21 protein-coding genes are annotated in these 22751 nt (G+C 69.9%); 7 read left to right on the top strand and 14 right to left on the bottom strand.

Features of this window, described 5'->3' with window-relative positions; all coding sequences use genetic code 11:
- Position 1 precedes the first annotated feature (1 nt).
- Positions 2 to 529 (bottom strand): GNAT family N-acetyltransferase, encoded by a 528-nt coding sequence (locus OG896_RS27420; RefSeq protein ID WP_329369584.1) that lies wholly within the window; start codon positions 527 to 529, stop codon positions 2 to 4.
- Positions 530 to 577: 48 nt separating this feature from the next.
- Between OG896_RS27420 and OG896_RS27425 the strand changes: the two genes are divergently transcribed.
- Positions 578 to 844 (top strand): Ig-like domain-containing protein, encoded by a 267-nt coding sequence (locus OG896_RS27425; protein ID WP_329369586.1) that lies wholly within the window; start codon positions 578 to 580, stop codon positions 842 to 844.
- A 17-nt stretch (positions 845 to 861) separates the two neighbouring features.
- Here the strand turns inward: OG896_RS27425 and OG896_RS27430 are convergent, their stop codons facing one another.
- A complete protein-coding gene (locus tag OG896_RS27430; RefSeq protein ID WP_328463900.1) occupies positions 862 to 1056 on the bottom strand; it encodes a hypothetical protein in 195 nt (64 codons plus the stop codon).
- A 114-nt stretch (positions 1057 to 1170) separates the two neighbouring features.
- On the opposite strand from OG896_RS27430, the gene OG896_RS27435 reads away from it, so the two are divergent.
- A complete protein-coding gene (locus OG896_RS27435) occupies positions 1171 to 1554 on the top strand; it encodes a cytidine deaminase (RefSeq protein ID WP_328463898.1) in 384 nt (127 codons plus the stop codon).
- Positions 1555 to 1596: 42 nt separating this feature from the next.
- Here the strand turns inward: OG896_RS27435 and OG896_RS27440 are convergent, their stop codons facing one another.
- A complete protein-coding gene (locus OG896_RS27440; RefSeq protein ID WP_328463896.1) occupies positions 1597 to 1935 on the bottom strand; it encodes a P-II family nitrogen regulator in 339 nt (112 codons plus the stop codon).
- Positions 1932 to 3245 carry an ammonium transporter gene (locus tag OG896_RS27445; protein ID WP_328474064.1) on the bottom strand — a complete coding sequence of 438 codons (1314 nt, stop codon included), beginning with the start codon at positions 3243 to 3245 and terminating at the stop codon, positions 1932 to 1934. Before OG896_RS27445 ends, OG896_RS27440 begins: the two co-directional genes overlap by 4 nt.
- A gap of 295 nt (positions 3246 to 3540) precedes the next feature.
- On the opposite strand from OG896_RS27445, the gene era reads away from it, so the two are divergent.
- Positions 3541 to 4512, top strand: a complete 972-nt coding sequence (gene era / locus OG896_RS27450; RefSeq protein WP_328463894.1) for a GTPase Era — start codon at positions 3541 to 3543, stop codon at positions 4510 to 4512.
- A gap of 282 nt (positions 4513 to 4794) precedes the next feature.
- Here the strand turns inward: era and OG896_RS27455 are convergent, their stop codons facing one another.
- Complete coding sequence (locus tag OG896_RS27455) at positions 4795 to 5892, bottom strand: Lrp/AsnC family transcriptional regulator (RefSeq protein ID WP_329369588.1); 1098 nt, start codon at positions 5890 to 5892, stop codon at positions 4795 to 4797.
- 118 nt (positions 5893 to 6010) lie between these two features.
- On the opposite strand from OG896_RS27455, the gene OG896_RS27460 reads away from it, so the two are divergent.
- Positions 6011 to 7471 carry an MFS transporter gene (locus tag OG896_RS27460; protein WP_329369590.1) on the top strand — a complete coding sequence of 487 codons (1461 nt, stop codon included), beginning with the start codon at positions 6011 to 6013 and terminating at the stop codon, positions 7469 to 7471.
- A gap of 228 nt (positions 7472 to 7699) precedes the next feature.
- On the opposite strand, the gene OG896_RS27465 is transcribed toward OG896_RS27460, so the two are convergent.
- Complete coding sequence (locus OG896_RS27465; RefSeq protein ID WP_329369592.1) at positions 7700 to 7951, bottom strand: hypothetical protein; 252 nt, start codon at positions 7949 to 7951, stop codon at positions 7700 to 7702.
- Between the two features lie 290 nt (positions 7952 to 8241).
- Positions 8242 to 8892, bottom strand: a complete 651-nt coding sequence (locus OG896_RS27470) for a hypothetical protein (RefSeq protein WP_329369594.1) — start codon at positions 8890 to 8892, stop codon at positions 8242 to 8244.
- A 418-nt stretch (positions 8893 to 9310) separates the two neighbouring features.
- Here OG896_RS27470 and OG896_RS27475 point away from each other — a divergent pair, with 418 nt between their 5' ends.
- On the top strand, positions 9311 to 9877 hold the full coding sequence (locus OG896_RS27475) for a DJ-1/PfpI family protein (RefSeq protein WP_329369595.1): 567 nt from the start codon (positions 9311 to 9313) through the stop codon (positions 9875 to 9877).
- A gap of 61 nt (positions 9878 to 9938) precedes the next feature.
- Here OG896_RS27475 and OG896_RS27480 read toward each other — a convergent pair whose 3' ends face one another.
- From OG896_RS27480 to OG896_RS27510, 7 genes are all read right to left on the bottom strand, one after another.
- On the bottom strand, positions 9939 to 10184 hold the full coding sequence (locus OG896_RS27480) for a DUF397 domain-containing protein (protein WP_329369596.1): 246 nt from the start codon (positions 10182 to 10184) through the stop codon (positions 9939 to 9941).
- Entirely contained in the window at positions 10181 to 10987 is an 807-nt protein-coding gene (locus OG896_RS27485; RefSeq protein WP_329369597.1) for a helix-turn-helix domain-containing protein, read from the bottom strand. The genes OG896_RS27480 and OG896_RS27485 overlap by 4 nt, the downstream gene beginning before the upstream one ends.
- 229 nt (positions 10988 to 11216) lie before the next feature.
- Positions 11217 to 12806, bottom strand: a complete 1590-nt coding sequence (locus tag OG896_RS27490; RefSeq protein WP_329369599.1) for a type I restriction-modification system subunit M — start codon at positions 12804 to 12806, stop codon at positions 11217 to 11219.
- A 2-nt stretch (positions 12807 to 12808) separates the two neighbouring features.
- A complete protein-coding gene (locus tag OG896_RS27495; RefSeq protein WP_329369601.1) occupies positions 12809 to 14317 on the bottom strand; it encodes a restriction endonuclease subunit S in 1509 nt (502 codons plus the stop codon).
- A complete protein-coding gene (locus OG896_RS27500; protein WP_329369603.1) occupies positions 14314 to 17895 on the bottom strand; it encodes a DEAD/DEAH box helicase family protein in 3582 nt (1193 codons plus the stop codon). The genes OG896_RS27495 and OG896_RS27500 overlap by 4 nt, the downstream gene beginning before the upstream one ends.
- Positions 17896 to 18336: 441 nt before the next feature.
- Positions 18337 to 18603, bottom strand: a complete 267-nt coding sequence (locus OG896_RS27505) for a protealysin inhibitor emfourin (protein WP_329369605.1) — start codon at positions 18601 to 18603, stop codon at positions 18337 to 18339.
- Between the two features lie 5 nt (positions 18604 to 18608).
- Positions 18609 to 19748: a M4 family metallopeptidase gene (locus tag OG896_RS27510; RefSeq protein WP_329369606.1), complete on the bottom strand. Its 1140-nt coding sequence runs from the start codon at positions 19746 to 19748 to the stop codon at positions 18609 to 18611.
- Between the two features lie 300 nt (positions 19749 to 20048).
- Here OG896_RS27510 and leuA point away from each other — a divergent pair, with 300 nt between their 5' ends.
- Together leuA and OG896_RS27520 are read left to right on the top strand one after the other, a co-directional pair.
- Complete coding sequence (gene leuA / locus OG896_RS27515) at positions 20049 to 21821, top strand: 2-isopropylmalate synthase (protein WP_329369608.1); 1773 nt, start codon at positions 20049 to 20051, stop codon at positions 21819 to 21821.
- Between the two features lie 176 nt (positions 21822 to 21997).
- On the top strand, positions 21998 to 22618 hold the full coding sequence (locus OG896_RS27520; protein WP_329369610.1) for a hypothetical protein: 621 nt from the start codon (positions 21998 to 22000) through the stop codon (positions 22616 to 22618).
- The last annotated feature ends 133 nt before the right edge of the window (positions 22619 to 22751 follow it).

The raw sequence follows: 22751 nt of genomic DNA on the forward strand, positions 1-22751 counted from the left end.
GCTAGCCGCCGAGAACCCGCTCCCACAGCAGGCTGTCGCGCCAGTCGCCGTCGAGGAGGATCGAGGAGTGCGCGACGCCGTACGGGCTGAACCCGTTGCGGCGCAGCACCCGTTGGGAGGGCAGGTTCTCCAGATGGGTGGACGCCTCGGCGCGGTGCAAGCCGAGTTCGTCCGTCATCACCCGCAGGACGAGTTCGACGGCGCGCCCGGCGTGCCCTCGGTTCTGGGCGGTCGAGGCGATCCAGTACCCGACGGTGCCGCGGCGCAGGTGCGGTTGCGGCAGGATGCCTCCGACGGTGACCTGCCCGATCACCTGGTCGTCGGCGAGCACCACGCCCGGCCAGACCGTGCCGGCCCGGTGTCCGGCCAGCAACTTCTCGATCCGCTCCGCCTGGCCGTCCGCCGTCAGGAAGCGGGCCGGCTGCGCCGGTTCCCACGGCCGGAACGCCTCGACGTCCCGCACCCGGTGCGCGGCGATCGCGGCGGCGTCGGCGGGCTCGATCAGACGAACCCGGGTGCTGCTGTCCATCGGCTGATCCTCGTCACGGCCCGTCGGCTGGCGCGCCCACCCTATGAGGTGACCGTCACCCGTGACGACCTGGCTCTGAACGCCGACCGCGTCACCGGCCCCTCCGCAACGGTCACGTACGCCAGCTCGGACCCCTCCGTTGCCACGGTCGACAGCCAGGGCGTGATCACGGGGGTCGGGGCCGGGACGTCCGTGGTCACCGCCCGCGCCACGATCGACGGCAAGCAGGTCCGCTCCAACCCGGTGACGGTCTCGGTGGCGGCCCAGCCGAACCCGTCGAACCCGTCGAACCCGTCGAACCGCCGGGCGGGGTGAGTGACGGGGCGGGATCGTCAGAAGCCGATGTGGCCGATCATGCCGAGCATGTTCGCGCTGGCCGAGTGGATCGACGTGGCCAGGCTGGTGTCGGCGAGGTAGAAGCCGAAGGCGCCGCAGGCCAGTGCGTGGGTCACCTTGAGTTCGGCCTTGCGGCTCAGGAAGAACGTGGCCGCGGCGAGTGCGATGACGAGGGGGAGGTGCAGCAGCATCGTCGGATCACCCCAATCTCCTCATAAGAGGGCATTGCTCATGTATGAGGTTAGGCGGAGGTCGCTGGGCGCGCATCTGCGGATACGGAGGGTGACATCTCCGCGGGGCGTCCTATGATCACGCGTATGACCGAGCCGCAGACGCAGCCGCCCGCAGCCCCCGAGAACCCCGAGGACCGCAAGCTCCTCACGCTCGCCCGCTCCGCGCGGGCCCGCAACGCCGTGCCGGAGGGCGCCGCCGTCCGCGACGAGACCGGCCGTACGTACGTGGCCGGCACCGTGGACCTGCCGTCGCTGCGGCTGACCGCCGTGCAGACCGCGGTCGCGATGGCGGTGGCCAGCGGCGCGACGTCGCTGGAGGCCGCCGCCGTGGTCACCGCGGCCGAGGAGCCCGCCGACGCCGACCGCGCGGCCGTCCGCGACCTGGGCGGCCCGGACACGCCGCTGCTGCTGGCCGGCCCGGACGGCACCGTGCGGCGCACCGTCACCGCGGGCTGAGAAACGGAACGACCGTACGGACCTCGCCCGGTCGCCCGTTCCCTACAGGGCGTCCGGGCCGCGCTCCCCGGTCCGCACCCGCACCGCTGTCTCCACCTGCACCGCCCACACCTTGCCGTCGCCGATCTTCCCGGTCCTGGCCGCCGCCACCAGCGCGTCGATCACCAGGTCCGCGTCGGCGTCCTCCACCAGCACCTCTATCCGCGCCTTCGGCACCAGGTCCACCCGGTACTCCGCGCCGCGGTACACCTCGGTGTGCCCGCGCTGCCGCCCGTAGCCGCTCGCCTCGGTGACGGTCAGGCCCTGCACGCCCAGCTCCTGCAGCGCCGTCTTCACGTCATCCAGCTTGTACGGCTTGATGACGGCGGTGACCAGCTTCATGCCAGTGGGCTCCTGTCCTTCGCGGCCGGACCGAAGTGCCCGGCGCCCGCCGGGAACGGTGCCCCGCCCGCCATGCCGTGGGTGAGTACGCCGTGATCGTAGGCGGTCTCGGCGTGCACGGTCAGGTCCAGGCCGGTCCGTTCCTCCTCCTCGCTGGCCCGGAAGCCGATCAGCCGCTCGATCGCCCGCCCGAGGCCGTACGTGACCGCGAACGCGTACGCCCCGACCGCGGCCACCGCGACCGCCTGCCGGCCGAGCTGGCCGAGGCCGCCGCCGTAGAGCAGGCCGCGCGGACCGCCGGTCATGGAGGAGGTGGCGAGCAGGCCGATCAGCAGGGTGCCGACGATCCCGCCCATCAGGTGCACGCCCACCACGTCCAGCGAATCGTCCACGCCCCAGCGGAACTTCCAGCTCACCGCGTACGAGCAGAGCACGCCCGCGGCCAGGCCCACCACGACCGCGCCGATCAGGTCCACGCTGCCGCAGGCCGGGGTGATCGCGACCAGGCCCGCGACCGAACCCGACGCGGCGCCCAGCGTGGTGGCGTGGCCGTCCCTGCGCTTCTCCACCATCAGCCAGCCCAGCAGCCCGGCGCAGCCCGCCGCCTGGGTGTTGAGGAACGCCGAGCCGGCCATGCCGTTGGCGCCCAGCGCGGAACCCGCGTTGAAGCCGAACCAGCCGAACCACAGTAGCCCGGCCCCCAGGACGACCAGCGGCAGGTTGTGCGGGCGCATCGCGTCCTTGCGGAAGCCCAGCCGCGGCCCGAGCACCAGCGCCAGCGCGAGCCCGGAGGCGCCGGAGCAGACCTCGACCACGGTGCCGCCGGCGAAGTCCAGCGCGTGCAGCTTGCTCACCACCCAGCCGCCGGTGCCGAACACCCAGTGCGCGACGGGGACGTATACGGCCAGCGTCCACACCAGGACGAAGACCACCCACGCGCCGAACCGGGCCCGGTCCGCGACCGCGCCGCTGATCAGCGCGGCCGTGATGATCGCGAAGGAGAGCTCGAACGCGGCGAAGAGCGGCGTCGGCACGTGCCCGGTGACGCTGGTCGGGCCGACGCCGTGCATGCCGAGGTGGCTGAGGTCGCCGATCAGACCGAGCCCGCCCGCGTCCGGGCCGAACGCCAGCGTGTACCCGGCCACCAGCCACACCAGCGTGACCAGCGCGATCGACACGAAGCTCATCATCAGCATGTTCAGCACGCTCTTGCTGCGGACCATCCCGCCGTAGAAGAGCGCGAGGCCCGGTGTCATCAGCAGCACCAGCGCGGTCGCGGCCAGCAGCCACGCGGTGTCGCCGGCGTTGATCGCCGCGTGGTGCGCGGCGGCGGCGGGGGCGGCGAGTGACGAGGCGGGCGGGAGGGCGTGGCCGGTGGGCAGGAGCAGCACGGAGGGGTCCCTTCGGTCGCTGATCTAGCACGAGCGTCGGGCGTGCGCGTTACCGGACGTGGGCGTACGTGTTTCGGTGGCGTTTCTTGTTGCCGCCGGGTTTCGGATTCCTCACCGCGGGACGTACGGCTCGTGTCACACCGTGTCGCGTCGTACGGGGGCGGGGGGCCGCTCGATCGAGCGGTGTCCGTACACCTCTGCGGTATCGGGGAGAATGGGGGCCATGAGCGCTCGTACCCCCTCCGACGGAACCGCCGGGTCCACCGCGACCCCGCCGCACCGGTCCGGCTTCGCCTGCTTCGTCGGCCGTCCCAACGCCGGCAAGTCCACCCTCACGAACGCTCTGGTCGGCCAGAAGGTGGCGATCACCTCCAACCGGCCGCAGACGACCCGGCACACCGTCCGCGGGATCGTGCACCGGCCGGAGGCGCAGCTCGTGCTCGTGGACACCCCCGGGCTGCACAAGCCGCGCACCCTGCTCGGCGAGCGGCTCAACGATGTGGTCCGCACCACCTGGGCCGAGGTCGACGTGATCGGCTTCTGCCTGCCGGCCGACCAGAAGCTCGGCCCGGGTGACACGTACATCGCGCGCGAGCTGGCCGGGATCAGGAAGACGCCGAAGGTGGCGATCGTCACGAAGACCGACCTGGTCGACCACGACCAGCTCGCCCGGCAGCTCATGGCGGTGGACCGGCTCGGGCAGGAGATCGGGCTGGAGTGGGCCGAGATCGTGCCGGTCTCGGCGGTCGGCGACCAGCAGGTGGGGCTCCTCGCCGACCTGCTCGTCCCGCTCCTCCCGGAGGGCCCGCAGCTCTACGCCGAGGGCGACCTCACGGACGAGCCGGAGCAGGTGATGGTGGCCGAGCTGATCCGCGAGGCGGCGCTGGAAGGGGTGCGGGACGAACTGCCGCACTCCATCGCCGTGGTGGTCGAGGAGATGATTCCCCGCGAGGGGCGGCCCGCGGACAAGCCGCTGCTCGACATCCACGCGAACCTCTACATCGAGCGGCCCAGCCAGAAGGGCATCATCATCGGGCCCAAGGGGGCCCGGCTCAAGGAGGTCGGGACGAAGTCGCGGCAGCAGATCGAGGGGTTGCTGGGGACGCCGGTGTTCTTGGACCTGCACGTGAAGGTGGCGAAGGACTGGCAGCGGGACCCCAAGCAGTTGCGCAAGCTGGGGTTCTGAGACCCACCGGGGCGCCCCTGGCCGCGGGTTGAGGGACCACCTGCCGGTGGGGGCTGGTCGCGCAGTTCCCCGCGCCCCTCGGTCTGTGCGGCTCCTTCCGCGAAAGAACGCCAACACCCCCGGGGGCGCGGGGAACTGCGCGCTCAGCAGGCCACCGGCCTGTGGCCGGGAAAGAGACCGGAACCGTAACGGTGGGCAGCCCAGGGGCGCGGGGAACCGCGCGCTCAGCAGGCCACCGGGCGGGGGGTGGGGACGGGACGGGGCCCTCGCGGCGGGAATCGCTTACGCGGCGTAGGGGCCGGGGCCCTTGAGGAGGCGGTGGATGGGGGCGGTTTCGGTCCGGCGCAAGCCGGGCAACGCGGCGACGGGCCCGGTGAGATAGCGGTAGAGGGCCTCGGGGTCCTTGCAGCTGACGGACGCGTAGATGTTGGTCGCCCCGGTGGTGGCCGCCGCGAACGCGACCTCGCTGTGGTCCGCGAGGGCGGCGCCGACCTCGGCGAGCCGGGCCGGTTCGACCTCCAGCCAGAGCGCGGCGCGCAGTTCGGACTTGAACAGGCCGTTGCCGAAGTCGAGGTCGTAGTAGAGGACGCCGGCGGAACGCAGTTCGGACAGGCGGCGCCGTACCGTGCTCTGCGACCAGCCGGTGACGGCGGCCAGTTCGGCTGCGGAGGTCCGGCCGTCCTGCGCGAGGGCGTCGCACATGAGGTGGTCGCCGGGCCCGAGCGGGACGGGGTCGGCGGGCGGGCCGGTCGGGACGCCGGCCGGGCTGCGGGTCGGGTTGTCGGGCGCGTCCGGGGGCGTCAGCGCGGCGATCTCGTCGGGCGTGAGCGCGCTGCTGCGGCTGACCGGGCTGAGGTCCTTCCCGAAGAACATGTGCAGCATCGCGTGCGCGGTCACCTGCACCACCCGCGGGGTGCGCGGGAGTTTCTGGAGCAGCAGCGTGTCGTCGTGGCCGGGCGCGGCGGCCTGGGTGAGGCAACTGATCTCGGTGCCGCCGGAGATCAGGTTGACCCAGCGGGTGTCGGTCCTGCGGGCCAGCGCCGCACCGATCGAGCCGGCCGCGTCGGGCGTGCAGCGCACCCGGACCATCCAGGGGGTCAGCCCGATCCGCAGCGGGTCGGCCAGGCCCAGCACCCGTACGGTCTTCTCGCGGCGCAGCCGGCCGTAGCGGCGGGCGACGGTCTGGTCCGAGACGCCCAGCACCTCCGCGAGCCGGCTGAACGGGGCCCGCCCGTCGATCTGGAGGGCGTGCACGAGCCGCCGGTCGAGCAGGTCGAGACCGGCCAGCGCGCTCCAGACGGTGTCGGTGTCGGTGGTCGCGCGCGCGTCGGTGTCGATACCGGTGTCGATGCCGGGGTCGAAATCGGTGTCGGATTCCATCACCACAGCCTAGGTTCTGTCGAAATGCGCCGCCAAGGCGGTTCTGGCTGGGGAGCGGAGCGGCGTTTGCCCGATGGTGAGGTGATCACATCACGCGAACCCGAACGGAGTCCCACCCATGCGCAAGTGGCTGCCACTTGTGGCGATCTGCCTGGGCGCCTTCATCCTGCTGGTCGACGTCACCATCGTGAACGTCGCACTGCCGAGCATGGCGTCCGACCTCCACGCGTCCTTCACCTCCCTGCAGTGGGTGATGGACATGTACGCCCTGGCGCTGGCGGCCCTGCTGCTGGCCGCCGGGTCGCTGGCCGACCTGTTCGGGCACCGGAAGCTGTACGCGATCGGCCTGGTCGTCTTCGCCATCGCCTCGCTGGGCTGCGCGCTCGCCCCGAACGCCGCCGTGCTGATCACCTGGCGGGGGGTGCAGGGCGTCGGCGGTGCGGCGATGTTCGCGACGTCGGCGGCGCTGGTCGCCGCGACCTACCACGGCCGCGACCGCGGTGTCGCCTTCGGCGTGTGGGGCGCGGTCAACGGTGCCGCCGCCGCGCTCGGCCCGGTGCTGGGCGGTCTGCTCACGCAAGGTTTCAGCTGGCAGGCGATCTTCCTGGTCAACCTGCCGATCGCGGTGGTCGCCATCGTTCTCACGCTGCGGGTGCTGCCGGCCGGCAAGCGCGGCACCGGACGGCTGGACGTGCCGGGCGCGGTCCTCTTCACCGTGGCCGCGGCGGCGCTGACGTACGCGCTGATCCGTGGCGGCGACCACGGCTGGACCGGCGGTCTGACGCTTGGAGCCTTCGCGCTGGCCGTGCTGGCCGTAGTCGGGTTCGTGGTCGCCGAACTGGCCACCGCGCACCCGATGCTCGACCTGTCCCTGCTGCGCCGCCCGACCTTCTCCGGGCTGCTCGGTGGCGCCGTGCTCTTCCAGGCGGGCGCGTTCGGCGGGTTCGTCTACATCTCGCTGTGGTTGCAGAACATCCTTGGCCTCAGCCCGATCCGCGGTGGTCTCGCGCTGATGCCGCTGGCGGTGGCGTCCTTCGTGGTGGCCGCGGCGGCCGGGAAGCACACCCACCGGTTCTCGCCCGCGCTGCTGGTCGGTGGCGGCCTGGTGCTGGTCGGTGTCGGCGCGGGCATCATGTGGCAGTCGGTGTCCGCGGGGTCGCATGCGTCCTCGCTGTACGCGGGGCTCGCGGTCATGGGTGTGGGCGTCGGCCTGTCGACGCCGGTGCTGGTCTCCACGGCCGTGGAGGCGGTGCCCCCGAACCGCGCGGGCATGGCGGGCGGCGCGGTCAACACCTTCCGCCAGCTCGGGATGAGCCTCGGCATCGCGCTGTTCGGCTCGATCTTCACGTCACGACTGCGGGACGTCACGCGTCACGGCGGCAGCGTGCGGGCCGGATACGCGGCTGGGCTGGACCGGATCTTCCTGGCGTCGGCGCTGGCCGCGCTGGCGGGCGGGGTGCTGGTCTTCCTCACGGTTCGCCGCTCCCGGGGTGACGGGACCCCCCAGGGTGCCCCTGCCCCCGAGCCGCGGGACCTCGCGGTCGAGGGCGGCTTGTCACCCAGTTCCCCCCGCCCCTGACCTTGCACGGCCCCTCCGGGGTGGGCGGGACCTGGCGGGGTGCCCCTGCCGCCGGGGCGCGGGACCTTGAGTCGGTGCGGTTCCCCGTGTGCTTGCCCCGGGGGTACCTGGGCATATCCAGGGGCGCTGGGGCTACCTCCCAGGCCGAAGCCCGGGGGGAGGAACGGCGCGACAAGCCCGTCACCGGCGGGTGGTCTCTCGACCGGAAGACAGGTCCACCCCGGAGAGTCACGCACATACCCGGTGTACTGCTGCGCCGAGAGCGATGACACCTGTGGCGCCGAAGCCGGCCACGAGGCGTTCGAAGAGGCCGTCCAGGCCGGCGGCTCCGCACCAGGTGTTGACCACCATGAGGAAGGCCGCGTGCGGTGCCCCCTCCGCGTACATGTCGCTGATCGAGTGAGCGGAGACGCTGTAGCGCGGGCCCTGCCAGGACGCCGCGAGCAGGAAGGCCGCCACGAACACGACATGGGTCGCCATCGAGACCCGTGACCAGGTCGCGCGGTGGGGCGGCGACCTGACCGCCCGCCCCGGGCGCGACGGCGGCTTCGTCCTGACGGCCCGGCTGCCGCTGCCGCTGCCCGTGACGACCGGCTTTCCCCACAAACTGACACGTAGGGACAAGGCGGGCGGGGCCGAGCTGACTACGTCGCCACGTCAATGACGTGTCATCCGGTACGTCTACGGTTGCGACACCGAGCGTCCGCAGGAAACGGCGCACGGCTCGGCCCGGCGTGGCAGGTTCCCTCAGGCCGTATGCGGAGGCTGCCCTACCCCAGGGCGACGGCGATGGCGAGCGCGATCCGTTCGGTCCAGTCGATGGCGTCGGTGACGTCCGCGTCGGTGATCGGGCGGCGTTGCTTGAGACTGCCGTCCACGAGGTCCGCCTCGTGGGCGATCTTGTTACGGCGGTCGGTGATCGCCAGGTGTTGCTTCTTGACGGCCTGGGCAGTCATCGCGGTCCGGCCGTGGTTCCAGGCGTTGATCTGAACGGCGGCCTTGGCCCAGACGTCCTCCTCGCTGACCAACTTCAGTGCCTCGCTGATCTTGCGGGGGTTCTGGAGCGAGGCGTTGGCCCACTTCGCCTTCATGTGCTCCGAGACGGCGTCGGCGAGGGTCGTCGTGCCCCGCCGCACCTCCTCGACCTTCTCCAGCGGCAGTTCGAACTTCGTCAACTGGTAGGGCATTCCGGGACTGTCCTGTCCGGCCAGTTCCGCCACCCGCCGGTACAGCTCCTCGTGGAACCAGTGGTCGATGGCGCTGACGGCCTGCACCCACGCGGCGCGGTAGAAGTCCCCGATGTCGAACAGCGGCGACTGGAAGGCGGCGAGGCTCTTGCCGGCCACCACCATCTGCCGGGCGTACTCGATATTGGCCCTGAACGCCTGGAACTCCCGCGTCTGCGGGTACGGAACTGCCACGGTTCGCCGTCCTTGTGCCTCGCGATGATCCGGCCTCAAGATTCTCGGCGAGGACTGGAGGGGTCAACCCGATTCGGTTGCGGTTCGGGGTGGTTGGCTCGATCACGTCCGCGTCGGTGCGTTCGGCCGCTGCCCGGACGCAGGCCCGGAAGGCCGCGGCCCGGGGGCGGAGAAGGGGGTTCGAGGCGACTGAGAGTTCCGCCTGGTGCCTCTCTGAGGGCTCGGGATGCCGACCTCGACTGCGTTGGCCGACTGGTGCAATTTCACCTCGCGAGGGTTCTTGGCGGTGTCGGTACTGGCGGTGGGGCGTTGTTTGCGCCGTTCGGGGTGGATGGGGCGTTATCCGAGGCGGGGTGGGGCATCGTGGGGGAGCCGGCGCCGAGAGCGGCGTGGGGGAGTGAGTGGAAGGGACCTGACGATGACGGTGAAGATCCTTCTGGTGACCGGGGACGCTGCCGAATCCCTGGAAGTGCTCTACCCGTACCAGCGGTTGCAGGAAGAGGGCTACGCGGTGGAGATCGCCGCGCCGACCCGTAAAACGCTCCAGTTCGTGGTGCACGACTTCGTGGACGGCTTCGACACGTACACCGAGAAGCCCGGCTACACGTGGCCCGCGGACCTCGGCTTCGACGAGGTCGACCCGGCCGGGTACGCCGCGCTGGTGATCCCGGGCGGCCGGGCGCCGGAGTACCTGCGCAACGATCCGCGGCTGCGCCGGATCGTGGCCCACTTCTTCGAGGAGGGCAAGCCGGTCGCGCAGATCTGCCACGGCCCGCTGATCCCGGCCGCCACGGGGTCGCTCACCGGCCGTCGCACGGCGGCCTATCCGGCGCTGGAGCCGGACGTCGTGGCGGCCGGCGCGCAGTACGAGGACGGTGACGGCGTGGTCGACGGCCGGCTGGTCTCCGCGCGGGCCTGGCCCGACCATCCGGTGTGGATGCGGGAGTTCGTGGCGGTGCTGCGGAAGGTGGCCCCGGCGACGTAGAACCGGCCGACGGGGGTGGCCCCTGCGGGTGAGCGGGGGCCGGCCCCCGTCCGCGGTGCGGTTACGCGTGCGAGGCCGCGTAGCTGAGGAACGAGGCCCAGGCGTCGGCGGGGAAGGCGAGGGCAGGGCCCTCGGGGTCCTTGGAGTCGCGGACGTGGACCGTGTGGGGGCAGGCCGCGACCTCGACGCAGGCACCGCCGCCACTGCCGCTGTAGGTGGACTTGCGCCAGTCCAGGGCGACTTCGATGCAGGCGCCGCCGCTGTTGCCGCTGTAGCTGCTCTTGAACCAGGTGAGTTCGGAGGTCATAGCTCCTCTGCAATCTGCTCGATCACCTTCGCGGACTCCCTCACGCCGAGGGCTTGCGAACGGATCATCGCATAACGCTGGTTGAGCTCACTGACCTCGTCGCGGTCGTCCACGAGGAAGCTGTGGTCATGAATTTCCAGGTAGACCAACTGCTGTCGCTGGGGTGTCTCCAGCAGGTGCATCGGCCCGTCGTATCCGGCGTGGGCCCCGTGGTCCAGAGGAAGCACCTGGATCGCGACGTGCCGCAGTTGGCTTACTTCCAGCAACCGTAGCAACTGCTGCCTCAATACGTTGCGCCCCCCAACTGGTCGCCGCAGCACGGACTCTTCCATGACGAAGCAAAGCTGAGGAAGTGGGGTGCGGAGCAGCAGCACCTGGCGCGCCATGCGGGCCTGCACTCGGCTCTCGATGTCGTCCGTCTCCAGCGCTGGACAGCGCGTTGAGAGCAGGGCGCTGGCGTACTCCTCGATTTGGAGCAAGCCGTTGATCGCCGCGTTGTCGTATGTGTATAGGCTGGCTGCCCGCTTCTCCAGGTCCACGTACCCCTCGAACCACGCCGGGTGTTCCGTGCGGTCCAGTTTCTCCGCCGCCTTGGACAGGATCTCGCCCGCCCCGAGGAACGCTGTCGCCTTCTCCACGAACGTGGGCGGCGGCATCCGGTCGCCGAGTTCGACGCGGGTGATCATCGCCCGCGAGTATCCGACGTGGTCGGCGAGTTCCTGCTGCTCCTTTCCCGCCGCCTCGCGGACGGCGCGGACCACCGCGCCGAACACCCGCATGCTGCCGGTGCCTTCGTTGGTCATGAGGTCGCCTCCCATGCGCGCGGCGTGCGCCCATGGCCCGCCACCCCTGACTCCTCTGATACGGAGTCAGGTTCACTGCGGGCAAAAGTAGTCACCACGCGTACCGAAACGGTCAGGTTGTCCGAAAGCCTCACCCGAAACGGTGATTCGGTTGCGCGTGGACCTGCCGATCCCGGACCGCGTGCGCGGTGGCGCATTCGGGGGCGCGCGCCGGCGACGCCAGTCAGGGTCAGTCGGTGAGGCCCGCCTCGGTCGCGTCGGCGTCGGCGGGCACGTCGCCGCCGAGGGCCTCCGCGATGGCGGCGAACTCGCTCAGCGCGGCCTGGAGGTCCTCGACGATCTCCTTGGCGATCACCTCGGGCGGCAGCAGGCTGTCGGCGTCGTCGAGGGACGGGTCCTTCATCCACGTGAGGTCGAGGTTCACCTTGTCGCGGGTGATCAACTCGTCGTACGTGTAGGCCCTGAAGCGCTCGTTCGGCTCGGCCTCCTCCCGCACGGACCGAGGCTCGCCCGGCGCGTACGCCCGCACGAACTCCTCCAGGTCCGAGCGGCGGAGCGGGTTCTGCTTGAGTGTGAAGTGCTTGCCGGTGCGGAAGTCGTAGACCCACACCTTGGTCGTGTTGTGCCCACCGCCCGCCTGGGGCCGCTTCTTCTCGAAGAACAGCACGTTCGCTTTGACCCCGCCCGCGTAGAAGATGCCCGTCGGCAGGCGCAGGATCGTGTGCAGGTCGAACTCGTCCAGCAGGCGGCGGCGGACCGTCTCACCCGCGCCGCCCTCGAACAGGACGTTGTCGGGCAGGACGACGGCCGCACGGCCATCCATCTCCAGCGTGGACATGATGTGCTGGAGGAAGTTGAGTTGCTTGTTGGTCGTCGTCGCGCGGAAGTCGTCCCTCTCGTACGAGATGTCCTCGCGGTCGGTCTTCCCATCGGTGCCCACGACGGTGATGGCCGACTTCTTGCCGAACGGCGGGTTCGCCAGGATGAGGGAGGCGTGCTTTTTGGGCTTGTGCGCGAGGGCGTCCCCGACCGTGATCAGAGAGTCTCCGTCGGCGTCACCGATGCCGTGCAGCAGCATGTTCATAGCTGCCAGTCGGGCGGTGCCGGTGACCAGTTCGTTGCCCCAGATCTTGCCCTTGCCGAGACCGAGCCGCTGTTCGCGGGACATCCGCTTGTGGTGCTCACGGATGTAGCTCTGTGCGGCGATCAGGAACCCGCCCGTGCCGCACGCAGGGTCCGTGATGGTGTCGTCCGGGCCGGGCTGCATCACGTCCACCATCGCGTCGATCAGCGCGCGTGGGGTGAAGTACTGGCCCGCGCCGGTCTTCGTGTCCTCGGCGCCCTTCGCGAGCAGGCCCTCGTACGCGTCGCCCTTGAGGTCCGTGCCCTGGATCGTCCAGTCCTCTTTGCCGATCAGGTCCACGACCAGCTTTTCGAGCAGCGCGGGCTCGGTGATGCGGTTCTGCGACTTCGCGAAGATCGTGCCGAGCGTGGTGTCGGGGTTCTGCGCCAGCGCCGTCAGCGTGTTGCGGTAGTGGACCTCAAGGGCGATGCCCTTCTTCGTGACGAGCGACTGCCAGTCGTACTCCGCCGGTACGACGGCCCTCGCCTCCGCCTCTGTGAAGGGGTCGCCAGCGATCTCGTCGGCCATTTTGAGGAAGAGCAGGTACGAAAGCTGCTCGACGTATTCGATCGTGGACAGGCCGTTGTCCCGAAGGACGTTGCAGTAGTTCCAGAGCTTCGCGACCAGGCTGTTCGTCTGGGCGACGGCCTGGGCGTTCGCCTGGGCGGTGGCCTGTTCGGGGGTTGCGGCGGTCACGGCTAGAACTCCAGCTGTACGGCGTCGGTGGGAATGGGGTTCACCTTCGCGGCGGGCGCGGGGCCGGCAGTGGTCTGCTTCGGCACGGCGGCCCGCCGAGCACGCTTCGCCTTGCCGCCGTGGGCGCCTTGGGCCTGGGCCGCACGCTCGGCCCGAATGCGGTCGAGGAGTACGGACGCGGGTTCGTCGGCCGGGTCCTGGGGAACGAGACGGCCGGTGAACGCGCGATGCAGGAGCGATCGGCGCAGGTGTGCAGAGCGTGTCAGCGTACGGTCGAGTTCCGCACGGCATTTTTCAGACAGTCGGCTTAGATTCTCGTCAAGGTCGACGATATCGCGTTGCGTGGAAAGTGGTGGAATCGGAATTGGAATATCTTGGACCTTGGCCTTGTTTAGCGCCGGCTGATTCCCTCCGGAGCTATCGTTGCGCGATTCCTGATAGCGCTGCCGGAGTGTGATGTATACGTATTCTGGTAGTATGCGCGTTTTTGACACCCGAATGGATGCGGCGTTCTGGTTGTGTGCTGCTTCGATGTCAAGAATGGCGCATTGGCCTCGCGTCTTCCCTTCCCCGATCATTGCCAACATTACTGTGCCGGGTGGATGAATTCGAGTCGTGCGGTTTCCCACCGCGGATTCACTGATGTGCTCTCGGGTGTAAGAAATTCTGTTGAAGTTTACTTCGCCGCTCGAGACCCACGGAATGGGGCCATTCCAGTACTCTGGGATCTTACGGCTCGGAGTGGTCCCGACGTGCACATCGAAAATTTTTCCGATGGTCGTCCATAGCCATTCGCCTGGGATCTCCCACGGTTGCTCGATTTTCGGAATACAGTTAGCGGCATCGGAGATAAGGTCGAGTGCCGTACCTTCGGTCAGGGACGTTCTTACGCGCTCGCCGCGCAGTACGGCGTCTGTGATTGATCTTTGCAGCTGTTTCGTGCGTGAAACCGTACTTTGGATAGCGGAACATGCTGCGTCAAGGCGGGAGAGATGGTTCTCCAGGGCCTCGACGATGCGGTGCTGCTCGGCGAGGGGCGCGACGGGCACGCGCAGGTCCATCAGGGCTGATGTGGACAGAGAGGCTACAGTTGTTCCGGCTTTTCGGCACTGCTTGAGAATTACTTGCTCAAGGGATCGCAGGCACCATGCGACCCATCGAGTGGTAATGTTGCCGTATGTGCAGACTGCTTTCATGTCTTGATTTAGGGTGGTGGCGAAGGGCACGCGAGAAATTGGTACCGTACGCTCTAGGATTCCTGAGCGTGTGACGATAGCGACGGAATCGGCAGGTACCAATCGAACTGCGGAGTTCTGCATGGCATCGTCCGTGATGCGGTCCTGGGTGGACGGAACGACATCCGAACCCATGTCCTTGGGTGAGAGCCAAGGAATCGACCCATCGGTCCAGAAATCGGGTCGGCTTTTCGACGGCGTGCCTCCACCGTACCAATCGCCCAGATCGCCCAGACGAGCCCACACCCACCCCGCCGGCAATTCCGTATCACTCAAGCCAGTTCCCTGTTCAGCTCATGGACCAACGACCGTGGGTCCTGTTCCGCGAAGGCCGCTGCGAAGGCTCGGCCGCCGCCGCGGGCGCGGAAGGGCTCCGCGTTGAACTCCTGGGGACTGATGCCCGCGTCGCTGGCCACGACATCGCGGATGGACCGCAGCCACCACAGTTGCTCGTCGGAGAACTTCGCACCGGCCTGTTCCTGCCGGAGGAGCCACCCCTCGAAGCGGGCCTCCACAGTATCCCGATACGGCCGGAGTTCGTCGTCGACGCCCAGTTCGAACCGGATCATGGAAATCAGATCGGGTGCTCCGGCCTCGCCATCCGCGCGGTGTGCGGCCATGCCCAGGTCCTCGTAGTACGTCCAGAGGGACTGCGGGGTCCAGGCGTACTGCGGCCGGTGGATCTCCAGGGCCAGCTCGGACAGGGCGGTGTACGCCTCGGCGGGGGAGACGGACCGGGGGCTCGTCAGGGCGATGCTGATCGCCGCGATCCTGTCCCGCTCGTCGGTGAGCAGCTTGCGCCACCTGCCGACCTCCTCGCGGGCGCGCTCCTCCCGAGGCACTTCCACGACATCCGTCAGCTTGACGGCGGTCACCTCGTCGATGAGGTAGTCCTTGTCCCGGCGGATCTCGATGATGTGGCGCCGCAGTTGCGGGTTGGCCGTGAGCGGGGCGATCGCGTCCTCGACCAAGTGCCGGGCTGCCGGACGGCCGCCGTCCGCGAGAGCGGCCTCCTGCCGGTCGGGGTCGACCGCCTTGACGATGGCGCCCGCGATCTCGGAGAGTGTGCGCCCGTCGGCGGCGCGCGTGAGGACGTCCCGTTCCTCGTCGGTGAGCTGCTGGTTGAGCCGGGCGAGCCGTCCGGCCAGGATCTCCGCCTCGCTCGCGCTGATCGACTTGGTGCCGGCCTTGTCCAGCAGCTTGGCCAGCGAGACCTGCCGCTCGCCCGCGGGCACGAGCGGCTTCGCGTCAACGAGCGGGGAGTCCGTCACACCGACCGCGTCCACCAGGACGAAACGGTCCTTCCGTACGGGCGCCGACACGCCACCGGCGCCCGCCGGCCCCTGCGGCGTGACTTCCTGCAACTCTGTCGGGTCGATGGTCCGCGCCCCGCGCCCCTTCATCTGCTCGAAGAGCATGGCGCTGCGCACCTCCCGAAGGAATATCACGCACTCCAGGGCCTTCACGTCCGTCCCCGTGGCGATCATGTCGACGGTGACGGCGACCCGCAGCTTCGGGGAATTGCGCAGCGCGCGGATCAGGTCGTCCGGGTTCTCGCCCGCCTGCCGCGACTTGTAAGTGATCTTCTTTGCGAAGTCCTCGCCCTTCCCGAAGACCTCCTTGACCTGCGCGAGCACGTCCTCGGCGTGGTCCTCGCCGACCGCGAAGATCAACGTCTTCGGGAGTTCGGCCCGCCCGGGGAACCAACGCTGCCAATTGTCGCGGTAGGCCGTGAGCACTGCGCGGATCTCGTCCACGGTCACCACGGACCGGCCGATCTGCCGCGTGGAGTAGGAGTAGTCGTCCGCCAGGGCCTCGTAGCGCTTGCGGCGGGTCTTGCGGTCCTTGATCGTGACGGTGGTCCCCGACTCGATCGTCACCGACCCCGCCGCGCGGATGTCGGTGTGCATGCGCACGACGTCGAAGTCGACGTTCACGCCGTCTGCGACGGCCTGCGGGTAGGTGTACTCCGAGACCAGGTTGCGGCCGAAAAAGCCCAGCGTCTGCAAGCTCGGGGTGGCGGTGAGGCCGACCAGGTGGGCGTCGAAGTACTCCAGCACGCCCCGCCACAGGCCGTAGATCGAGCGGTGGCACTCGTCGACGACGATCAGGTCGAACGACTCGATCGGCACGTCCGGGTTGTAGGCGACCTCGATCGGTTTCTCGGTGGCGTAGGAGGATTCCGTGTCGAGGCTGTCGGCGAGGTCGTCCGCCGCGTCGTCCTCGACGAGGGGTTCGCCGCGCAGCAGCGAGTACATCTTCTGGATGGTGCAGATGACGACGGAGGAGGTGTCCTGTAGGCCGGCCGCGCCGAGCCGGTCCACGTTGTAGATGTCGGAGAGCTTGCGGCCGTCGTCGGGGGTGGTGAACTGCCGGAACTCGTCGAACGCCTGCCTGCCGAGGTTGTTGCGGTCGACGAGGAACAGCACGCGGCGGGCCTTGGCGTACTTCAGCAGGCGATAGGTCTGGGAGACTGCCACGAACGTCTTGCCGGCGCCGGTCGCCATCTGGATGAGCGCACGGGGGTGGTCGTGCGCCAGCGAGTCCTCAAGCCCTGAGATGGCTTCGATCTGCGCCAGGCGGAGTCCCCCCGGCTCAAGTGTCGGCATCCGGCGCAGGGCGGCGCGGAAGGTGGGAGCCTCCGACGTCTCGTCGGCGCGGCGCATCCAGGCCGCCACCGTCTCCGGCCTGTGGAAGGAGAACACTTCGCGGGAGCGAGCGTCGGGGTCGAGGCGGTTGAGGAAGTACGTCTCGGTGCCGGTGGTGGCGTAGCGGAACGCGAACGGCTCGGCTTCGCGCCACACGGCGAGGCGGTGCTCCTTGCGGACACCGGACGCGTATCGGTCGTTCTGCTCCACGGCGCTGGAGAGGTGGTCGCCTTCGCGCTTGGCCTCGATCACGCCGACGATCCTGCCGCCCACGTACAGGACGTAGTCGGCGCGGCCCGTGGCCAGGGTGAACTCGCGGACCGCGACACCTTCGGCAGCGAGCGGATTGACGTCCTCTCGGTCCTGGACGTGCCAGCCTGCGGCGGCGAGCAGCGTGTCGATGGCCTGACGTGCTTGGACCTCGTTGAGGGGGGCGGGGCGCTGCGCCCGGTGGATGATCGCGTCACGACGCTGGGGATCGACCCTGCGCGGCTCCTTGCGGAGGGTCAGGTACGCGGCCTGCTGGGCGGTTCGCAGCTCGGCGACCTGGGCGGTGAGCTGTTCGACCTGGGCCTCCAGCGTGACCCGGTTCGACTCGACGCTCGCGATCAGGCTCTCCGACTCGGCCCGTGCTCTGCGCTCGGCTTCGAGTGCGTCGGTGGACGCGACAAGCCGGGTACGGGCCTGGGTGAGGGCTTGCCGGTGGCCGTTCAACGCCTCGCGCAGCTCGGCCAGTTCCGCCGGGTCGGTGACCCGCGCGCTGCCGCTGGGCTCGGTCGGTGGTACGAACTCGGCGACGGTCCTGCGGCCGTCGATGGCGTCGTGGAACCACAGCCCGAGCTTGTAGCAGGTGCGGACGGCCGCGAGCGCACGCGCCCGGTCGAAGAGATGGCTGTGGGCGGCCTTGTTCCGGTCGCGGCGGAGCTGGTCGAAGTCGTCGCGGATACCGGCGACCAGCACTCCCTCCCGGGTCAGCGCGTTGAGTCGATCGACCTGCCGGTCACCATCGACCCGGACGCCGATCTTGCTGATCAGTTCCTCGCTGAGGATCTCGCCGAACTGGCCCGCCTGGACGAGGGAGGCATTGGGGTTGCTGAAGACAGTGGCCTCGGCGAGGGCGCCGTAGAGAGCGAGTAGCGGCTGGTGCTGATACAGCAGGCCGAAGTTGGGCGACGCCTTGGCGAAGTCGCGAAATTGCTGATCCACGCTCGTTCTTCCCCCTGCCTGCGGCCACTGCTTGAGTGGAGCGATCAGTTTACGCGCGGGGGCGGAGAGGGACCGGGAACTTGCGAGGCAATGGGGCTCGTGCGTCGCGGCCCGGCGGTGCGACGCACCGCCGCAGAGCGTCTTGCCGTGAGGTCTGCAAGTTCGGGCGCCGATAGGCGGGAGTAGGCCGCAATTGCGGGCCATACTCTCGTATGACACCGGCGTCGCTGCACCTCAGTGCCGCGATCACTCACGAGGGCGTGTGGCACGTGGCCCGCTGCCTCCAGGTGGAGGTCGCCAGCCTGGGCGAGAACATCGATGAGGCGCTGGGGCCCTCTTTCGAGGATGCCCCGCCCCCGAAGGCACCTACGTCATCACCGCGCCGGTCGAGGTCGGTGTCGATTGAGCCCCGCTGCCCCTCGCGGGGGCGGCAGGCGGTGGTCACGCGCCCTCGTGCAGGACCGCGGTGATCAACTCCCGTTGGGCGGGGGTGAGTCCGGGGTCGGCGCAGCGGACTTCGCGGGTGTCGACCGTGAGGGTGTAGGTGAAGCCGTCGGGGACGGGGGCGCGCGGGTGGTCGCCCGGAGGGGTGAGGGCGGCTCGGGCGAGGGCTTCGAGGTGGGGGGCGTCGGGGTGGTCGGCGGTGTCGAGGGTGGCCCGCCGGGGGATGCCGGCGAACCCACCGGAGCGGACCACCTCGATACGCACGGGAGTTACGCCTCCTGGGTCTGCTCGCCGGGCTGCTGGCGCGGCAGTTCGGCCGAACCGGTGGAGCCGGAGGAGCCGGAGGAGCCGGAGGAGCCGGTGACGCCCACCGTGGTCCACGCGGACCGCACCGCCTGGTACTGCGCGCCCTCACCGTAACGCGCCTTCGCCGCCGCGGCCGTGGCCTCGGCGAAAGCGGCGAAGTCCGTGTCGGAGGCGAGCGAGCCGCCGGTGAGGGTGTCGTACCAGATTTGCCCGGCCTGCTCCCAGGCGTGCCCGCCGAGCGAGGCCGCGGCGAGGTAGAACGCGTGGTTGGGGATGCCGGAGTTGATGTGCACGCCGCCGTTGTCGTCCGGGCCCGAGACGTAGCCGGCCATGGTGCCCGGCTGCGGGTCCTTGCCGAGGTGCGGGTCGTCGTAGGCGGTGCCCGGGGCCTTCATGGAGCGCAGCGCGACGCCGTGCACGCCGGGGGCGAGCAGCCCGGCGCCGATCAGCCAGTCCGCCTGGTCGGCGGTCTGCCCGAGCGTGAACTGCTTGATCAGGCTGCCGAAGACGTCGGAGATCGATTCGTTGAGCGCGCCGGACTGGTCCTGGTAGTCGAGGTTCGCGGTGAACTGGGTGACGCCGTGGGTCAGTTCGTGGCCGATGACGTCGATGGGGATGGTGAAGTCGAGGAAGATCTTGCCGTCTCCGTCGCCGAAGACCATCTGCTCGCCGTTCCAGAAGGCGTTGTTGTAGCCCTCCAGGTAGTGCACGCTGGCGGTCAGCGGCAGCCCGTGGCCGTCGATGGAGTGCCGGGCGTACGCCTTGAGGTAGGTCTCGAAGGTGGCGCCGAGCCCGTCGTAGGCGCGGTTGACGCTGGCGTCCCGGGACGGCTTCGCGCCCTCGGCGCGGACCTTGCGCCCGGGCAGGTCGTCCTTGTGTTTGGCGTCGTAGATCGTGCGCTGCGGCTGGTCGGCGGGCGCGGCAGGGGCGGCGGCGGACGGGGCGCCGCCGGGTGGTCCGACCACCGCGTTCAGCCGCCGCCGGGTCCGCTGCCGGGCGTCGTGCTCCAGGGTGTGGCGGGCAGTCGCGGACAGCTCCGGGTCGTCGGACCGGGCGAGGCGGTCCAGGATGTGCGGCGGCACGATCGTGCAGAAAACTCCCATGACCGGAATGTGTCAGCTCGGGCACTGTGTGTCACCGTTTTCCCGTTCACACCACGGAAAGGAGGGAATCGCGCGGACCGGGGTGGACGCCCCGGTCGTCTTGCATGCTGAGAGGAAGTACGCACCGGCTGCGACTTCCGTCCGCGGTTCGGCTAGGGTCGGTCTCATGCGTTTCGGGCTGCTTCTCCTTAGCTGCCGCGGCGAGGGCCTGTAGTCGTAGGCCGACCCCCTCCCCGCGGAGTTTGGGCGTTCCCAAGCCGTCGGCCGCCCCGAGCGGACCCCCGAGGAGAGCCACCCCCGATGAACTCGCAGCCCAGCAGCAACCGCGTCGGCCGTGCCACGCCCATCACCGCCGAGACCGTCACGCAGCGCGCGACCTCGATGCCGATCCACAAGTACGGGCGGTACGAGCAGGTCGACATCCCCGACCGCACCTGGCCCGACGCGCGCGTCACCAAGGCCCCCCGGTGGCTGTCCACCGACCTGCGCGACGGCAACCAGGCACTGATCGACCCGATGTCGCCGGCCCGCAAGCGGGAGATGTTCGACCTGCTGGTGCGGATGGGCTACAAGGAGATCGAGGTCGGCTTCCCCGCCTCCGGCCAGACCGACTTCGACTTCGTGCGCTCCATCATCGAGCAGGACGCGATCCCGGACGACGTGACGATCTCCGTCCTCACCCAGTCCCGCGAGGAACTGATCGAGCGGACCGTCCAGTCGCTGGTCGGCGCCCGCAAGGCGACCATCCACCTGTACAACGCGACGGCGCCGGTCTTCCGGCGGGTGGTCTTCCGCGGCAGCCGCGACCAGGTGCGGCAGATCGCGGTGGACGGCACCCGGCTGGTGGTGGAGTACGCCGACAAGATCCTCGGCCAGGACACGGTCTTCGGCTACCAGTACAGCCCGGAGATCTTCACCGACACCGAGCTGGACTTCGCGCTGGAGGTCTGCGAGGGCGTGATGGACGTCTGGCAGCCCGAGGACGGCCGCGAGATCATCCTGAACCTGCCGGCCACCGTCGAGCGCTCCACCCCCTCCACGCACGCCGACCGGTTCGAGTGGATGTCGCGGAACCTGTCCCGGCGCGAGTACGTATGCCTGTCGGTGCACCCGCACAACGACCGCGGCACCGCGGTGGCCGCTGCCGAGCTGGCGCTGATGGCCGGGGCGGACCGGATCGAGGGCTGCCTGTTCGGGCAGGGCGAGCGGACCGGCAACGTGGACCTGGTCACGCTGGGCATGAACCTGTTCAGCCAGGGCATCGACCCGCAGATCGACTTCTCCCAGATCGACGAGATCCGCCGCACCGCCGAGTACTGCAACCAGATGGAGATCCACCCGCGCCACCCCTACGCGGGCGACCTGGTCTACACGTCCTTCTCCGGCTCCCACCAGGACGCCATCAAGAAGGGCTTCGAGGCGATGGAGGCCGACGCGGCCGCCCAGGGCAAGACCGTCGACGAGATCGAGTGGGCGGTGCCCTACCTGCCGATCGACCCCAAGGACGTCGGCCGCTCCTACGAGGCCGTGATCCGGGTCAACTCGCAGTCCGGCAAGGGCGGCATCGCCTACGTGCTGAAGAACGACCACAAGCTGGACCTGCCGCGCCGGATGCAGATCGAGTTCTCGAAGATCATCCAGAACAAGACCGACACCGACGGCGGCGAGGTCACCCCGGCGCAGATCTGGTCGATCTTCCAGGACGAGTACCTGCCCACCCCGGAGCACGCCTGGGGCCGGATCGCGCTGCGCTCCGCCCAGACCTCCACCTCCAGCGACGGCACCGACGCGCTGACCGTGGGCGCCGAGGTGGATGGCGTGCCGACCACCCTGACCGGCACCGGCAACGGCCCGATCTCGGCGTTCTTCGACGCGCTGGCCGCCGTCGGCGTGGACGCCCGGCTGCTGGACTACTCCGAGCACACCCTCAGCGAGGGCGCGTCCGCGCAGGCCGCGTCGTACATCGAGTGCGCCATCGACGGCCGCGTGATGTGGGGCATCGGCGTCGACGCCAACACCACCCGCGCCTCGCTGCAGGCCGTCGTCTCCGCCGTCAACCGCGCGGCCCGCTGATCACCCGTCAATTCCGCGTGATCGCCGGCCGCCGTTCCGGTCGTCGTCCGGGTCCGTTCCGGTCCCGGCCCGACGCCCGTCAACGTACGGCCGGCGCTCACGCACCCGGGTGATTTCCCGCGGTCGGCCGATGTCCGCGCCCGGCTCGCGGCCACCGCGTTCCTACGGTGGCGGGCATGCCCCTGAAGCCCATGTCCAGAACGCGTACGTCCGTCGGGCGCCGTACCGCCCCGCGGCGCGCAAGACCCGCATCCGCGCTTCTCACGGCCGTGGCCGCCGCCCTGCTGGCCGCCGCCGCGGCCGGGCCCGCCACCGCCCGCGCGGTGGACCCGGCGCCGCCCCCGCCCGTACCCACCCCCCAGCAGACCGCTCAGGCGCGGCCCGCCGGCGAGCAGGCGTCCGAAGTGCTCTCGCACGCCCACTGCGTGCTCACCCTGCACCGCGCGGACGCCCCCACCGCCCGCTGCGGCGCCGCCGCCGACACCCGTGAGGCCCGCTCCGGCACCCTGCTGATGACCTGGTACACCGGCGCCGCGTACACCGGCGGGGCCACCGACATCCGCAGTGACGCCGGGCGTTGCGACGCCGGCGGGGTGGGCGTCTTCGGCATCTCCGACAGCCTCGGCCGCAGTTGGGACCACGCGGTCTCGTCCTTCCGGGACTACGGCGGCTGCGCGGTCGTCGAGGGCTGGGACGGCGCCGGATACCGCGGCGAGACCCGTGTCTGGGTCGGCGACCAGCCCTACCTGGGCGCCGACTGGGACAACCGGATCTCCTCGCTCGTGGTGCACGGCTGAGCAGGAGGGCGGGCGGCATCCGCGGCATCCGCGAACCGGCCGAACCACCGGAATCAGCTGAACCGGCGGCACCGGCCGAACCAGCGGAAACGGCCGGGCCGTGCGCCGGACCACCCGCCGCAACGGCCACCGG

Origin of the sequence: Streptomyces sp. NBC_00669, from assembly GCF_036226785.1 — a bacterium.
GTDB lineage: Bacteria > Actinomycetota > Actinomycetes > Streptomycetales > Streptomycetaceae > Actinacidiphila.

Coding starts and splice junctions, on each gene's coding strand:
- OG896_RS27420 (WP_329369584.1), bottom strand. CDS start 529: ATGGACAGCAGCACCCGGGTTCGTCTGATCGAGCCCGCCGACGCCGCC.
- OG896_RS27430 (WP_328463900.1), bottom strand. CDS start 1,056: ATGCTGCTGCACCTCCCCCTCGTCATCGCACTCGCCGCGGCCACGTTC.
- OG896_RS27435 (WP_328463898.1), top strand. CDS start 1,171: ATGATCACGCGTATGACCGAGCCGCAGACGCAGCCGCCCGCAGCCCCC.
- OG896_RS27440 (WP_328463896.1), bottom strand. CDS start 1,935: ATGAAGCTGGTCACCGCCGTCATCAAGCCGTACAAGCTGGATGACGTG.
- era (WP_328463894.1), top strand. CDS start 3,541: ATGGGGGCCATGAGCGCTCGTACCCCCTCCGACGGAACCGCCGGGTCC.
- OG896_RS27455 (WP_329369588.1), bottom strand. CDS start 5,892: ATGGAATCCGACACCGATTTCGACCCCGGCATCGACACCGGTATCGAC.
- OG896_RS27460 (WP_329369590.1), top strand. CDS start 6,011: ATGCGCAAGTGGCTGCCACTTGTGGCGATCTGCCTGGGCGCCTTCATC.
- OG896_RS27465 (WP_329369592.1), bottom strand. CDS start 7,951: ATGGCGACCCATGTCGTGTTCGTGGCGGCCTTCCTGCTCGCGGCGTCC.
- OG896_RS27475 (WP_329369595.1), top strand. CDS start 9,311: ATGACGGTGAAGATCCTTCTGGTGACCGGGGACGCTGCCGAATCCCTG.
- OG896_RS27480 (WP_329369596.1), bottom strand. CDS start 10,184: ATGACCTCCGAACTCACCTGGTTCAAGAGCAGCTACAGCGGCAACAGC.
- OG896_RS27485 (WP_329369597.1), bottom strand. CDS start 10,987: ATGACCAACGAAGGCACCGGCAGCATGCGGGTGTTCGGCGCGGTGGTC.
- OG896_RS27510 (WP_329369606.1), bottom strand. CDS start 19,748: ATGGGAGTTTTCTGCACGATCGTGCCGCCGCACATCCTGGACCGCCTC.
- leuA (WP_329369608.1), top strand. CDS start 20,049: ATGAACTCGCAGCCCAGCAGCAACCGCGTCGGCCGTGCCACGCCCATC.
- OG896_RS27520 (WP_329369610.1), top strand. CDS start 21,998: ATGCCCCTGAAGCCCATGTCCAGAACGCGTACGTCCGTCGGGCGCCGT.